Raw genomic sequence first — 12,761 nt, 5'->3', positions numbered from 1 at the left:
TCCAGATTTCCCGGCTGAAATAGGGCCCTCCGAGCCACAACTGCCCGAGTTGCCAAAACCTTCGCTCCTCACCGCAGGGAGCAACGTTGTTTTTGGCAACTCGGGCAGTTTTTATATCTGGGATTTGGCCCCGCCGGCCCATCCCTTGAGATGGGCCGAATCAGGTTAGTTGCTGCGCTTGACGGTGGCCGCAACCTCGCCCGGTTGGACATGACCCTCGCGGGCAATGTCGACACCAGCGACTTGCTTGGCCGTCGGGCACACCACCGGGGTGATGAGGTTGACGCCGCGCTCGCGCAGCTTCTGCGCCTCCACCGCGATGATCGGCGTGCCGGCGGTGACGGTATCGCCCTTCTTGGCCAGGGCCGTGAAACCTTCGCCCTTGAGCTCCACGGTGTCGATGCCGATGTGAATGAGCAGGTCCAGCCCGTCCGCGGTCTTCATGCCGAAGGCGTGGCGTGTCTTGAAGATCATGGTGATGGTGCCGTCTACCGGGGCGCAGACGTCGAAGGCATCGACGGTTTCAGGCATAACGGCGAAGCCTTCGCCCACCATGCCCTGTGCAAAGGACGCATCCGGGACCTGGGAGAGCTCGACGACGTCACCCGCGAACGGGGCGCGTACGTCGACGTCCGTCTCACCGTTGACGCTCTTAACGCCGGCGCTGGCCGGCACACTGGCTGCAACACCCGCAGCTCCAGCCGCGCTCGCAGCACCCGCCGTGGCCAGCGCCGGAGAACCGTGACGCAGCTGGTGACTGACCTCGTCATACATGAATTGCACGGCCGGGCCCACGATGACCTGGACGCTCTTCTCCGAGGGGTGGATGACGCCGGAGACGGCGGCGCGCTTGATTACGGAGTCGTCGACAAGCGCGCGATCCTTGACGCCCACGCGCAGGCGCGTGGTGCAGTAGTCCAGGGAGTCAATGTTGTCCTTGCCGCCGAGGCCTTCGATGATGCGCGCGGCATCGGCTGCGGTCTTGTCATCGCCGCTGACGGAATCCGCCGCGTCGTCGGCCTCATCCTCGCCGCGGCCCGGCGTCTTCAGGTTCAGCCAGCCGATGAGGAAGTAGAAGATGACGAAGTAGAGGAAGAAGAAGCCCACGCCCATGACCAGCAGCATGTACCACTTGTTGGCCAGCGGGTTCTGGGAGGAGAGCAGCATATCCACGAAACCGGCGGAGAAACCGAAGCCGGCGGTCCACTCCATGGCGGAGGCGATGAAGACGGACAGGCCCATCAGTAGCGCGTGCACCACGTAGAGCAGCGGGGCGACGAACATGAAGGAGAACTCCAGCGGCTCGGTCACTCCGGTGAAGAAGGAAGCCAAAGCGCCGGCGGCCATGAGGGAGCCGACGACCTTGCGCTTGCTCTTATCCGCGCGCAGGTACATGGCGAGTGCCGCACCCGGCAGACCGAACATCATGACCGGGAAGAAGCCCGCCTGGTAGCGGCCCACGACGCCCTCGACCGTGCACTGGCCGTTGGCCCAAATACCCGGGCAATCAGCGGCAGAGGTCGCGGCCGCGGCGGCGTCGATGGTGGCCTGGCCGGCCTGGAAGTTACCGATGTCGTTGATACCGATGACGTCGAACCAGAAGACGGAGTTCAGTGCGTGGTGCAGGCCAGTCGGGATGAGCAGGCGGTTGGCCACGCCGTAGATGCCGGCACCCGCCGCGCCCAGGCCCTGGATGGAGGTACCGAAGTTGAACAGCGCGTTGTAGATGAACGGCCACACAAAGTAGAGGATCCCGGAGACAACCATGGCGAAGATCGCGGTAAGGATCGGCACCAATCGGCGGCCAGAGAAGAAGGCGAGGAAGTCCGGCAGCTTAGTGCCGTGGAAACGGTTATATACCCAGGCCGCCATGATGCCGGCGAGGATGCCGAAGAGGACGTTGCCGCCGCCCACAGCATTCCAGCCTTCCGCGGCCCATTCCAGCGCCTCATCGCCGGTCAACGCGGTGGGGTCTTCGATGCCGCGGTAGCCGGCCACGGCCTCCGGGCCGAGCAGTTTCATAAACGTGGCGAAGGCCAGGAAACCAGATAGTGCTGCGGCGCCGTTGGAATCCTTGGCCAGACCGAAGGAAATCGCGATGGCGAAGATCCAGCCCAGGTTAGCCAGCACCGCATCACCGGAGCTGATGAGCAGCTGCGCGGCGAGGTTATCCGGGCCGGCGGCGCTGGAGATCCAGTAACCAACACCGCAGAGGATCGCCGCGACGGGCAGCACCGCCACGGCGCCCATGAGGGCTTTTCCGAGCCGCTGCAGCGGCCCCATGACATCGACTTTCATGCGAGGAGTCCTTTCACACTAGTAAGGAATTAGATGGAGTTTTTAGGAAAAGAGTGGGCGGTGAGGACGATGTTGGTCGGCGAAAATGTAGTACTCGCGGTCCTCTAACTGGGAAGCAGCGGATTCATCCACAATCACCGTGGCGTGCTGGTGCAACTGCAGGATTGAGGCCGGGCAGTGTGCAGACAGTGGGCCTTCCACCATGTCGCGCACGGCATTGGCCTTGTTGCTTCCGGTAGCCAGCAAGAGCAGACGACGCGCCTCGCTGATCGTTCCCAGTCCTTGGGTTACGGCAAAGCGCGGCACCTCGTCCACGGTGTCAAAGAATCGGGAGTTATCGTTCACGGTCTGCGGGTGCAGAGTAGTGACGTGGGTGCGCGACGTCAGGGAGCTGGAAGGCTCGTTAAAGCCGACGTGTCCGTTGGCGCCGATGCCCAGCAGTTGGATATCCACGCCGCCAGCATCACGGATGGCCTTGTCATAGGTGGCCGCGGCGGCTGCCGGGTCGTCCGCGTCACCAGCGGGGCTTTTCACCAGGTCGTCGTTGAAATCCACGTGGCTGGTGAATTCGCGGCGAATGGTGGAGTAATAAGACTGCTCGTGGGTGCGCTCCAGCCCGATGTATTCATCGAGCAGGAATGCGCGGCTGTCGGCGAAGCTGACCTCGCCGCGCTCATAGCGGGCGATGAGTTCCTTGTACATCGCCACCGGGGTCGATCCCGTGGCGAGGCCCAGGGTGGACCCAGCGTTGGCGTAGTGCGCGAAAATGTTCGCGGCTTCCACGGCCACTTCGGCCGGCGTGGAGCGGATGAGGATTTCCATGAGATGCCTTCCTGTGTGTTTAAGAGAGTGGGATGTCCGCGCCGTCGACGATGACGCGCACTGGTTCCAACTGGGCATTGAGACCCACCAGATTGGCACGAGCGCCAACCGCGATTCGGCCTAGATTCGTTTCCCCCAACACGTCGGCGGCCGTGGTGGAGGTAAAACGCACCGCCTCGCCCAGACCATGGCGCGCGGCGAAACTGACGAATTGCTGGGCCAAGGTGGAGGTACCACCCGCGATGGCGCCGCTGGGCACACGCGCTACTCCCCCGCTCACCGTGACGGGAAGGGAGCCCAATTCATAGTCACCGTCGGCCATTCCAGCGGCCGCCATGGCATCAGTGATGGCGAAGGCTCGGTGGCTGTGGGCCATGTCTACGGTGCCGTCGACAAGATGCACGCCGTCTGCGATGAGCTCGACGGCCACGTCCCCCGCCTTCGCCGCGGTAAGCAAAGCCGCGACCGGGCCCGGCGCGCGGTGGTGGATAGGTGGCATGGCGTTGAAGAGGTGCGTGCCGGTCACGGTGACGCCGAGCTCCTTAGCCTTGGCGATAACGCTCAGCGTGGTGTCGTAATCGGCCTCGGTGTGGCCCAGGCTGGCGATGATGCCATGCTCCGCGCAGACTTCGAGCAGCTTGTCGACGTTCTCCGTCTCCGGCGCGAAGGTAATCGAACGCAGGTGGCCGCGGGCCGCGGCGATGACTGCTCGGAAGAAGTCCGGGTCACCGGGCACGATGCGCGAAGGGTCCTGTGCGCCGCATTTGGCCACCGCGATGAAGGGGCCCTCCATGTGGATGCCGGTGATCTCGCCTTCTTCAGCCAGCTGGGCCAAAAGCTCGGCCCGGGCACACAGCTCTTCTTGTGTGCCGGAGACCAAGCTGGCCAGCAACGTCGTGGTGCCGTGCGCGCGGTGGAAGCGGGCGGCGGCTAGGCACTGCTCGTAGTCGCCGTTGGGAAATCCCCCGCCGTTGCCGCCGTGGTTGTGCAGGTCCACGAAACCGGGCACCCAGAGCAGCGCATCCGGGTCCCCGGCGTGCCAGGCGGCCTCGGCTGCGGGGACGTCGCCAAGCTTTATGCCCTCAATGTTCTCCCCGAACGTGACGGCTCCGGCGCGCAGCTCGAAGTTCTCATCAATGTAGAGGCCCTCGACGTGGCCTTTCGCCTTTGTCTGCATAACTCATTCGATTCTGTTTGTACAGGCTGGCGTGGCACCGCCCGGTTGACACTTCATTTGAAATTTATCAGGGCTGCCGATTTTTGTGAACCACGCCTCCTGCAAAGAGGCGTGTGAGCACAGGTAGCTTTTTGCGTGTTCGGTACACCGCATGGGATGGCGAAAGACCCCGCGAACTACCAGCCGCGGGTGGCCACTCGGTCCCAAAGCGCGTTGCTCGCTAGCTCACCGGCGCCCGCTGGTGAGGTGCCAACGAACACGTCTCGCGCATCAGGATCATCAGCAAGAATGTAGCGGAACCACGCGGTGGCATAACCGTCCCCGAACTCTAAAACGTCCTTGTGGTCCGCGCCCAGGCGGCGGGCAATGATTGCCGGACCACCAGCTGATTCAAAGCTCTCCTGCAAGTCTGACCACGGGCTGACAAGCCAGCGGTCTGCACGGCCATCGCTCGTCATCAGGAATAGCGGTGCCTCGACGCCCGCGGTGGTGTAGTCCCAGTCATTGGACTTTGCCACTTTGTGGGAGGCCGGGCTCGCCGCATACACAGCTGCTACCTCCGTGTGGGACGCTGCGTTGATAGCGCCCGCACCGCCTTGTGAGTGTCCGAAAATACCGACCCGCGATCGGTCCACACGGGATTCCAGTTCCGGCAAGCGCTCAATTAAGTGCACGACATTCTCCCCGGTTCCGGTTTGGGGAGTCTCATCGCCGACAACCACGAAGCCCCAACTAGCCAGATGCTCCGCCACGGGTAGGTAGCTGCTCAATGGCGTGTTCGTGCCATTAGCCATGACCACCGCCGGAAATGGTCCCGCGCCCGTCGGTGCCACAACGGTCACGTCACCGTCACGCCGCACATCGACCTCGTGCGGCCCCTCGCCCGCAAACGATGCTTCCAGCGGGCCACCCGTTTCAGCGCTATAGCCGGCAGCCACGCCGTCATCACCTGTCACGCTATCTGCGTCTACCCACTGCATGAATCCCACAAACCCGACAAACGCCACGACAATCACGGCTACTACAGCAATTATGCCAATCACAAACTTTTTCATGCTCTACATTTTGAAGTTCACAAGAGCGAAAGACACTAGCGCTAGCGCTACTTTTTCCTGTACACAGAGCATGACCTGCCTCCATTTGAAGCGGGGGCATACAGGTCTAGAGGTGTAAAAAAGTGACGCCACAAATCTTCAGAAAGATCGCTTCTTTCCCCACTCCCTTGTAATGTGTTGTGCACATCACTATTCTATCTAATGTCATAACCATCACACCCAGGAGTAATCATGTTCATATTTGAAACACTTCCAGAAATAGTAACAGTAGGAGGTTCGACTCCATCCAGAGTTCAAGGCCGAGAAGCGGTTGCTGAAAGCAAAGTTTCAATCCGACTCTCTGACACAGAATCCTTGGACAAGTGCCTTTATCAGCTCGAGGTGTCCGACGCCCGCCTGGCAGAAAGAGGTCCAAAAGTCCCAGGACCATACGATTGGCAGTTCGTCATCAAGGAAGTCCTCGAAGATGGAAGCGCGGTTGTCCACTTCGGAGTCGCTTGGTACGACATGGGATTTTTCAAAGAAAAGAAAAGCGTATTTCAGGACGCTCGACATTCGAATATGTTCAGCTCAATGGGAGTGCACCAAGACGATATTTCAATTGAGCATTGGATAAAGTCAGCCTAAATGCATCCTCCAAGAAATAGTGGTGGCAAAGGGTTTTTATCTATCTACACCCTGACCACCACATATTTTTTATTGTCAGTGTGCGGGTCAATGACCAGCCTCTCGATTTCACTCCACTTCGCCGAACTCAACAAAGGCGAACTGTTGGTGGCAAGCATCTTCATCTCGGGTACTTGCGCTCAAGTTTTTGCAGTCCCCTTTCTGACTCCGCTCTTCAACACATTCAACAGCTATCACATTGCGCTTGCTGCGCTTTTCTTGGATCTTCTGGGCTTGTTATCAATGGCGGCCTATCCAGAGCCTTCGATCCTCATTCTTGGAAACCTCGTCACCGCATGCTTAAGCGGCCTGTCAATTCCATCCATTTTCACCATCGCTGATTCTCAGGTCGGCGAAGGTCAGCAGGCGAAAGCCTTCTCCCTCTTAGATACAGCCCGACTTGGCGGCGGATTCCTTGGACCGCCTCTAGGTGGATTACTACTGGACCAAAGAAACCTGCAGACAGCGCTCTTCGTTGAAGCCTGCGCCGTTGGGGTCTCGCTGCTTGCTTTTTATTTCCTTTATAAATCCTCGCCCCAGAAATCATTGCGGCATCCTGAAACCAAAGACTCTTCACCGAGTTTTCTCCAGAAGGTCCTCGAAGCACCTTCCCTTTTGTTGAAGAATAGAAGCGCTCGGTCCGCGTTAACCAGCATTTGGGGAGCAATTATCTGCACCTCGATTTTCAACGTTTCGCTTGTCTTCTATGCGACACAGACCCTCCACGTCAGCGGTACGTTATATGCCATCATTGCCCAAGCATTTATCGTGGGCCGCATTTTTGGAGCACGGCTTTCAGCTCGCCTTCACTCACAGAACGCCGAGAAGGTCCTGACCGGGGCAGGATTCGCTATGGGGTGTTTCATAGCTTTACCTGGACTATTCCCCTCATTATGGCTCTGCATCCCATGCTTCCTCCTGGGCGGAGTCTGCAATGCCGCTCAGGTAGCCGCACTACGAATAGTCGTTGTCGGATCCGTACCTGATGAAGTGAAACCCAAAGCCCTTTCTACGATGGGTTCAATTAACAGCTCCGCAATGCTTATTGGATACATCATCGGGGCACCTGTTGTAAGTGCCATTGGCCCAGCTGCGGCCCTTGTCGTATCAGGGTTTGGCACCTCTATCCTCACTACGGGCCCAACACTGAAGACCACCATGTACGGTGACTCCGGTAACCAAGGCAACGACGGCAAATAGCAATTAATTTTGTAGTAAATCTACTTCGCCAGTTATCTGGAGATATAGCCAAATGTCACCATGGCAAACGGCACGCTACGGACCGAAACTATCCCCTATCCCGTAACGGTAGAGTTGGCGCCATTTAGCCCACCTGTCCCCCACAACTCATACGGAGCTTTCCTCATGGCCCGCTTTTCTGCACGCCAGCTCAAGCGCTTCATGGGATTCTGGCCGCCCTTCTTGGGCGCTGGCATCAAGATCCAAGAATTTGCTGATGACGGCACTCGCGTCGTTGTCAGCCACAGGCCAAACATGCTGACCAAGAACGCCATGGGTGTTGCCTTCGGTGGCACGCTCTCCGCCATGACGGACCCGTTCTTCATGCTTGCGTCCATGCATCGACTGGGCAAGGAGTACCGCATCTGGGATGCCGCTGGTGAGATTAAGTACCTGAAACCCGGCCGCGGCACGGTCACCGCCGATATGCGTATCCCCGAGGAGACTTACGCGCTCATCGAAGAAAAGACGGCCAACGGTGAGAAGTATTTGCATTGGTTCGACGTGGACATCATCGATGAGGAAGGCGATGTCGTCGCTCATGTGCGCCGCCAAGTCTATTACCGGCGCAAGCAGAAACAAGCTGCACTTGGCCACAGACGCTGGCTAGTGACGCTTGGACTACTGAGGGTGCTTCCCGAAATTCTTGTGCTGTGTTTATCTAGTGCTTTGAAGCCATTTTGAGCACCCTTGATTCTAAAGGCGAACTACTCATCACCATCATGAGTAGTCTTGCCCAGGAAGAATCTCGCTCCATATCTGAGAACGTCACCTGGGGACATCGCAGACGCTTCGCTGATGGGAAAGTCATGGTGCCCTACTCCTCGCTACTGGGATATAAGAAAGGCGCTGACGGTAACCTCGCTATTGATGAGACTCAAGCCCCGACCGTGCGCTTGATCTACCAGCTGTTTCTAGACGGCTCATCGATCACCGAAATCCGTGCCGAGCTACAGCGTCGCGGTATTTTGACTCCGCGAGGTAAAACCAACTGGTCCACCTCAACCGTGCGCTCCATCTTGACCAATGAGAAATATAAAGGCGACGCCCTGCTCCAGAAAACGTTCACCGCTGACTTCCTAACCAAACGAATCGAAGTAAACGAGGGCGAAGTCCCGCAATACTACGTCACCGGAAACCACGAGCCGATTATTGATGCGCCCGTCTGGGATCAGGTTCAATACGAGTTGGCCACCCGCCACGCAACCAACAGCTCCAAAATCGGCCTATTTGCCAGCCGACTCAAATGCGCAGATTGCGGATCCTGGTACGGACGCAAAACCTGGGCATCCAACACTAAATACAAGCACACGATCTGGCGGTGCAACCAAAAATACGACCATCCCCGTCCCTGCCAGACCGCTACCTTGCGTGATGAGCAAATCCAGACCGCGTTCCTCGCCGCGCTAAACCAGCTGGCTGAACAATATCGCGGACAAAGCCACCTACCACAGGTCATCGACGCCATGTTTAATACAGACCAGCTCGAAGCGGAGTCCAAGCGCCTAGACGAGAAAATCCGCGCTCTTGCCAGCGAGATTGAATCATTGGTTGCAGAAAATCAGCGGGTAGCGCAAGACCAGGACCAATACCTCGCCCGCTACACCCAGCTAGAAGCGCGATACCAGAAAACCCTGGGCCGCAAACAAGCCATCGAGGCCGAGATTGCTGCCAAGAGTGCCAAGGCCACTGCGATCAAAACCGCCTACACCCAGTTGGCCGACAAGCCCATCCAGCATTTTCAACCATCCCAGTGGACAGCGCTTATCGACCATGCCGTTATCGGAGCCAACGAGATCCAGTTCGTCTTCAGAATCGGCACTGAAATCACCGTGCCTATTGCTAGCAGGCTGCCAGTTTCTTCCACTTCCTGATTTTGGTGCGAAACGTCGTAAATGGCGCGACGGTGTTGATATGCACCCATTTCCACACCGGCCACGCCGACGGGGTGGAAGAAGCCCACGCACGCTGACCCGAACTAAACAATTCTGATTCGGTTAGACCGCCCACCATTTTGACTATCTCACCAAGCAGGATCTTGAACCTGTCGATCAAATCCTCAGTAGATACCTGCTCCCAGCGTTGGTAGAACGATTCATACAATCCGCCCAGTTGATTCCACTTAAAACCAGGTGCCGGAGTCACCACGTCAAGACCGGCTTGTTCGTCACGTTCCCAGCCGAGCAGTAATTCCATCCAGCCAAGCTGGTAGGCGATCATCTGCCGGGGCGTGCGGTCAACACCGTCAACCAGCCGGTCCCAACCATCGCCAGGAACGCCTACGAACTCGCCGATAAAAAGTTCGCCACGCTTAGTAATCTCTGCGGCTAGTTCATCGCCGGACGCATACGATCTCACCACACACCTCCTCGTGAAACGGCCTTAGGTTTAACGCTTCGTTAGCGCGTTAAACCCTGAATACGCATTTTACTAGGGCAAACAAGATACCCGCTAACGCAAAACCCAAACCCGCTAACGCAAGCGATTTTTCACACCCCCCCTAAGCGATACTCGCTAACGCAAAAGGGTACTTATCAAATCCGACGTCTAAGTGGAGCCGCCTGCGAGAATCGAACTCGCGACCTTCTCATTACGAGAAAGAATATGGGGAAACAAGACAGTCAGAAACCCTACTTTACCAGGTATTTCAATCTTCCCGACTACCCCTAAATCTCGTCCAATTTCGTGGAAGTGTAGCCATTTCGTAGCCACGAAACACCACGCCACCACCGGCCACTAACACGAGCAACCGAACCACAAGCCGCCACCACCAACCCTAAAAAGCTCAGGGGAGAGAGACCGCTGACTCGCGGCCAGGAGGGGGAGTCAGAGGGGCAACCCGCTCAAGAATCTGGCGGTGGCCCCGCTAACAGCTCTCTGGGCCTATCGAACCCAGCCCTTGCCCTCAAACACGCCGCGCGCTTCGTCAGAGCCACCACGGCCCTTCTCGTTCAAGGGGACTGCAGCCTCGTCTGGAATGTGGGAGAACATGAACTCAACAGACTTACGGTCTGCAATCGCGGCCTGGATGAACTCTTCACGCTTCGCGGCTAGCACCTTGCCACGCTGGATAGCGTCGTCAACGAGCTTCTCAGCGTCGAGGTACTCCAGCTTCTTGATAGCCTTATCGCCCTCCGCAACGCGCTGACGTAGCGCCTGCAGGTCGGAAGCGGCTACCGGAGCTTCATCGTCTTGAGTGACCTTAGAGTCCGTAGCTTCAACGAGCTCAAGCACCTTAGCGATGACATCGTCGATTGTGGCGTTGTCCTCCAGGTCGAGAGCATCAACGAGAGTGAAGAACTGATCCTTCGTCAGCGGAGGAATGGCCTCTTCAATCGGGTCTCGTTCAGACAAAATTACCCGCTTCATTTCGTGACTCCTTACGTTATCGGTAGAGGCTAATCTTTGCGTCTTCGCCAGCCTTTGCAGCGTCTACGGCAACACCGATTGCTTGGCCGTCAGACTTTGGCGAAACAGTGGATTTAGCATCGATTTCAACTTCTTGGCCTGCCGTGACTGCAGCACCGGCGGTGATGGTCACCACGCGGCCAGCACCTCGGGCGATACCAACCTTGTCGCCTTTGTCCGCGTCGTACTTGGCGACACCAATCGCGGCCTCACCTGCTGCAGCGGGCGCTACCTGGATGAGTCCCGAAACCATAGGGCCGGCGACCTTCACGATGGTCTTTCCGCTGATTGCTTCGGTTGCAACTGCTGTGATGTCAGTACCGGGGTTGTAGATGTCGTGCATGGGATTGCTGAACATGGGATATCCTTCCTTGTCGTTTATTCCTACGAGCTGGTGCTGGTGGTGCCGTTGATGACACACACGGCGTTCGGGTTTGTCACGCCCATGACCGGCATGGCGTAGCCCTGTACCCAGGTTTGGCGGTGGGCTTCATCTCGCCAGGTGTTCACGGTGAGGGGCTCCTCATATCGGACGAAGCCAACCTTGCCGGGGTCGACGAGGTAGGCCTTACCGGCTGGCATGTGCACGCTGGAGAGAATCTCCAGCCCGAAGGCGTCCATGACGTCCTGGAGGCGTTCGGCGTAGATGACCTTCAAGGTGGCGTGGACGGAGGGGCTAACCAACAGCTTGGTGTACTGGATCCCCATTTCCAGCTCGTCGGCCATCTGCTGCGCGTGGGCGAAGTCAGCGGTTGGCCGTTCGGACGAAGGAGAGATGTTAGCGGGGTTACCGTCGAGGGCGACAGTATCCCATGGGGCGGTGACGGCGAGGGTCTTTACTTCGCCCGTTTCGATTGCTGCGTCCAGCGTGCCGATAGCGTTCGCGTTAATCTTGCGCACGATGGTGTTCGTCAGCATGGTCACGTCGTTATCGAAGTCGACGGTGAGGTTACGCTTGCGCGCTTCGTCTGACACTGCGAACTTGCCACCGAAGTCCTGAACTTTCGCAAGGCGTGCTTCGGGGCGCTCGGCGTAGACAACCTTGTATTCGTCGCCGGGCTGACGGTCGGCAATATCACTGGTGTAGAGGTGCTTTTCGGTAATCGAGCTGTAGATCACCGCGCCTCCCGTGACCTCCCCACCGGAGGTGAACAAGGAGTCTACGAGAAGGTTCTTGTCTGCGATTTCCGCAATACGCTGCTCGATTGATGTGGGGTTAGTAAGCGCGTCCTTGATGGTGATAAGACCATCACGATAGTCGGCGCTGCCTGGATAGAAGGGCATTTCTATTTCCTTTCAAGTAGTTGCTGAAGTTGGTTCAGGTCGTTGATTGCAGGGGCTGTGACCCCCAGCAAGCTGAGCGCGGTGAGCACAAACCTGTATGTGGCTCCGTCACGTTCATAGTTCTGGATTGCTTCGATACTGCGGCGCGGATACGCGGTAGGCAGTGACGAGGCCAGCCACACGGGCACGTCGACGATGTCACCAACGAGGACAGTTCCCCGGTTGGTTGTGCGTAGGTTCTCAACCCAGCCAAGTGCTGGCTCTCCATCGAACCGCGAATCTGTGTGCCCAATCTTGATGGGAATGCGCGGCAGGCGCGGCGCGGCGGCGACGGCTGCAGCAAGGTCGGCGGCTGAAAGTTTCAACGTGCCGGTCAGCGCGGCCCATGTGCCGACCTTTGCTAGCTCAACCCCATCGAAACGAGAAAACTTCTGTGTTTCCTGCTGCGCGACGTTGGCGTCCTGGGGCTGGTTGACCCAAGTGCTTAGCGAAACTTTCTGTGCGCTCACGTCCGCTACTCTCCGAGCACGTCGGCCGGGTTACCTTCAGGGAAACCCTTTGAGGCGCCGGCCATGTAGCCATACACCCATGCCGCGAGGTTGGGCAGTTCCTCGTAAACGGGAACAGGTACCGCGAACTGTTCGGGGTGCATGTGGGTGAATGCGAGGGAGGCCCCCTCGTCGCTAAACCGATGATCGGTCGGCAAGCTCTCTAGAATTTCTTTTGAGGTGAGCAAGCACGCCAAAGGCGGATTACCCTTCACAAACTTGACCCTACGAGGCTCATGTTCAGTCATGCGTGTTCCTTCCAAG

General features: G+C 58.1%; 14 protein-coding genes. 4 read left to right on the top strand and 10 right to left on the bottom strand.

Annotated features, from left to right (window positions below):
* Positions 1-165: 165 nt before the first annotated feature.
* The 4 genes from nagE to HMPREF2807_RS06305 form a co-directional block, all read right to left on the bottom strand.
* Complete coding sequence (nagE, locus tag HMPREF2807_RS06320) at positions 166-2,298, bottom strand: N-acetylglucosamine-specific PTS transporter subunit IIBC (RefSeq protein ID WP_070511275.1); 2,133 nt, start codon at positions 2,296-2,298, stop codon at positions 166-168.
* 42 nt (positions 2,299-2,340) lie between these two features.
* A complete protein-coding gene (nagB, locus tag HMPREF2807_RS06315; RefSeq protein ID WP_049157623.1) occupies positions 2,341-3,120 on the bottom strand; it encodes a glucosamine-6-phosphate deaminase in 780 nt (259 codons plus the stop codon).
* 19 nt (positions 3,121-3,139) lie between these two features.
* Positions 3,140-4,297: an N-acetylglucosamine-6-phosphate deacetylase gene (locus HMPREF2807_RS06310; RefSeq protein WP_070511273.1), complete on the bottom strand. Its 1,158-nt coding sequence runs from the start codon at positions 4,295-4,297 to the stop codon at positions 3,140-3,142.
* Positions 4,298-4,473: 176 nt separating this feature from the next.
* Positions 4,474-5,352 carry a poly(ethylene terephthalate) hydrolase family protein gene (locus HMPREF2807_RS06305; protein ID WP_070511271.1) on the bottom strand — a complete coding sequence of 293 codons (879 nt, stop codon included), beginning with the start codon at positions 5,350-5,352 and terminating at the stop codon, positions 4,474-4,476.
* 231 nt (positions 5,353-5,583) lie between these two features.
* Here HMPREF2807_RS06305 and HMPREF2807_RS13500 point away from each other — a divergent pair, with 231 nt between their 5' ends.
* The 4 genes from HMPREF2807_RS13500 (at position 5,584) to HMPREF2807_RS06285 (ending at position 9,131) form a co-directional block, all read left to right on the top strand.
* Complete coding sequence (locus tag HMPREF2807_RS13500; protein ID WP_070537291.1) at positions 5,584-5,979, top strand: hypothetical protein; 396 nt, start codon at positions 5,584-5,586, stop codon at positions 5,977-5,979.
* Positions 5,980-7,218 carry an MFS transporter gene (locus HMPREF2807_RS06295; protein WP_070511267.1) on the top strand — a complete coding sequence of 413 codons (1,239 nt, stop codon included), beginning with the start codon at positions 5,980-5,982 and terminating at the stop codon, positions 7,216-7,218.
* A 165-nt stretch (positions 7,219-7,383) separates the two neighbouring features.
* Entirely contained in the window at positions 7,384-7,941 is a 558-nt protein-coding gene (locus HMPREF2807_RS06290) for a DUF4442 domain-containing protein (protein ID WP_232751635.1), read from the top strand.
* 38 nt (positions 7,942-7,979) lie between these two features.
* Complete coding sequence (locus tag HMPREF2807_RS06285) at positions 7,980-9,131, top strand: recombinase family protein (protein WP_198531383.1); 1,152 nt, start codon at positions 7,980-7,982, stop codon at positions 9,129-9,131.
* Here HMPREF2807_RS06285 and HMPREF2807_RS06280 read toward each other — a convergent pair.
* The 6 genes from HMPREF2807_RS06280 to HMPREF2807_RS06255 all read right to left on the bottom strand — a co-directional run bounded on the left by HMPREF2807_RS06280 (position 9,100) and on the right by HMPREF2807_RS06255 (position 12,745).
* A complete protein-coding gene (locus HMPREF2807_RS06280) occupies positions 9,100-9,615 on the bottom strand; it encodes a ClbS/DfsB family four-helix bundle protein (RefSeq protein WP_034969882.1) in 516 nt (171 codons plus the stop codon). The two genes, HMPREF2807_RS06285 and HMPREF2807_RS06280, sit on opposite strands and share 32 nt — an antisense overlap.
* A 525-nt stretch (positions 9,616-10,140) precedes the next feature.
* Positions 10,141-10,626 carry a phage protease gene (locus HMPREF2807_RS06275; RefSeq protein WP_070511261.1) on the bottom strand — a complete coding sequence of 162 codons (486 nt, stop codon included), beginning with the start codon at positions 10,624-10,626 and terminating at the stop codon, positions 10,141-10,143.
* Positions 10,627-10,642: 16 nt separating this feature from the next.
* Complete coding sequence (locus HMPREF2807_RS06270; protein ID WP_070511259.1) at positions 10,643-11,023, bottom strand: capsid cement protein; 381 nt, start codon at positions 11,021-11,023, stop codon at positions 10,643-10,645.
* A gap of 26 nt (positions 11,024-11,049) precedes the next feature.
* The gene (locus tag HMPREF2807_RS06265) at positions 11,050-11,949 is read right to left on the bottom strand and encodes a major capsid protein (RefSeq protein WP_070511257.1); all 900 of its coding nucleotides are present in this window, start codon (positions 11,947-11,949) and stop codon (positions 11,050-11,052) included.
* A 2-nt stretch (positions 11,950-11,951) separates the two neighbouring features.
* On the bottom strand, positions 11,952-12,458 hold the full coding sequence (locus HMPREF2807_RS06260; RefSeq protein WP_070511255.1) for a hypothetical protein: 507 nt from the start codon (positions 12,456-12,458) through the stop codon (positions 11,952-11,954).
* A 5-nt stretch (positions 12,459-12,463) separates the two neighbouring features.
* Positions 12,464-12,745 (bottom strand): hypothetical protein, encoded by a 282-nt coding sequence (locus tag HMPREF2807_RS06255; protein ID WP_070511253.1) that lies wholly within the window; start codon positions 12,743-12,745, stop codon positions 12,464-12,466.
* Positions 12,746-12,761 lie beyond the last annotated feature (16 nt).

It is taken from the genome of Corynebacterium sp. HMSC074A09, assembly GCF_001811545.1.
GTDB lineage: Bacteria > Actinomycetota > Actinomycetes > Mycobacteriales > Mycobacteriaceae > Corynebacterium > Corynebacterium hiratae.
Note: the sequence above shows the minus strand (reverse complement) of the source record. Positions and strands in the feature narration are given on the sequence as shown.

What these genes read in the sequence shown, in the direction of transcription:
- HMPREF2807_RS06270 (WP_070511259.1), bottom strand. Translation starts at nt 11,023, where the DNA reads ATGTTCAGCAATCCCATGCACGACATCTACAACCCCGGTACTGACATC.
- HMPREF2807_RS06255 (WP_070511253.1), bottom strand. Translation starts at nt 12,745, where the DNA reads ATGACTGAACATGAGCCTCGTAGGGTCAAGTTTGTGAAGGGTAATCCG.
- HMPREF2807_RS06295 (WP_070511267.1), top strand. Translation starts at nt 5,980, where the DNA reads ATGCATCCTCCAAGAAATAGTGGTGGCAAAGGGTTTTTATCTATCTAC.
- nagB (WP_049157623.1), bottom strand. Translation starts at nt 3,120, where the DNA reads ATGGAAATCCTCATCCGCTCCACGCCGGCCGAAGTGGCCGTGGAAGCC.
- HMPREF2807_RS06305 (WP_070511271.1), bottom strand. Translation starts at nt 5,352, where the DNA reads ATGAAAAAGTTTGTGATTGGCATAATTGCTGTAGTAGCCGTGATTGTC.
- HMPREF2807_RS06265 (WP_070511257.1), bottom strand. Translation starts at nt 11,949, where the DNA reads ATGCCCTTCTATCCAGGCAGCGCCGACTATCGTGATGGTCTTATCACC.
- HMPREF2807_RS06285 (WP_198531383.1), top strand. Translation starts at nt 7,980, where the DNA reads ATGAGTAGTCTTGCCCAGGAAGAATCTCGCTCCATATCTGAGAACGTC.
- HMPREF2807_RS06275 (WP_070511261.1), bottom strand. Translation starts at nt 10,626, where the DNA reads ATGAAGCGGGTAATTTTGTCTGAACGAGACCCGATTGAAGAGGCCATT.
- HMPREF2807_RS06290 (WP_232751635.1), top strand. Translation starts at nt 7,384, where the DNA reads ATGGCCCGCTTTTCTGCACGCCAGCTCAAGCGCTTCATGGGATTCTGG.
- HMPREF2807_RS06310 (WP_070511273.1), bottom strand. Translation starts at nt 4,297, where the DNA reads ATGCAGACAAAGGCGAAAGGCCACGTCGAGGGCCTCTACATTGATGAG.
- HMPREF2807_RS13500 (WP_070537291.1), top strand. Translation starts at nt 5,584, where the DNA reads ATGTTCATATTTGAAACACTTCCAGAAATAGTAACAGTAGGAGGTTCG.
- nagE (WP_070511275.1), bottom strand. Translation starts at nt 2,298, where the DNA reads ATGAAAGTCGATGTCATGGGGCCGCTGCAGCGGCTCGGAAAAGCCCTC.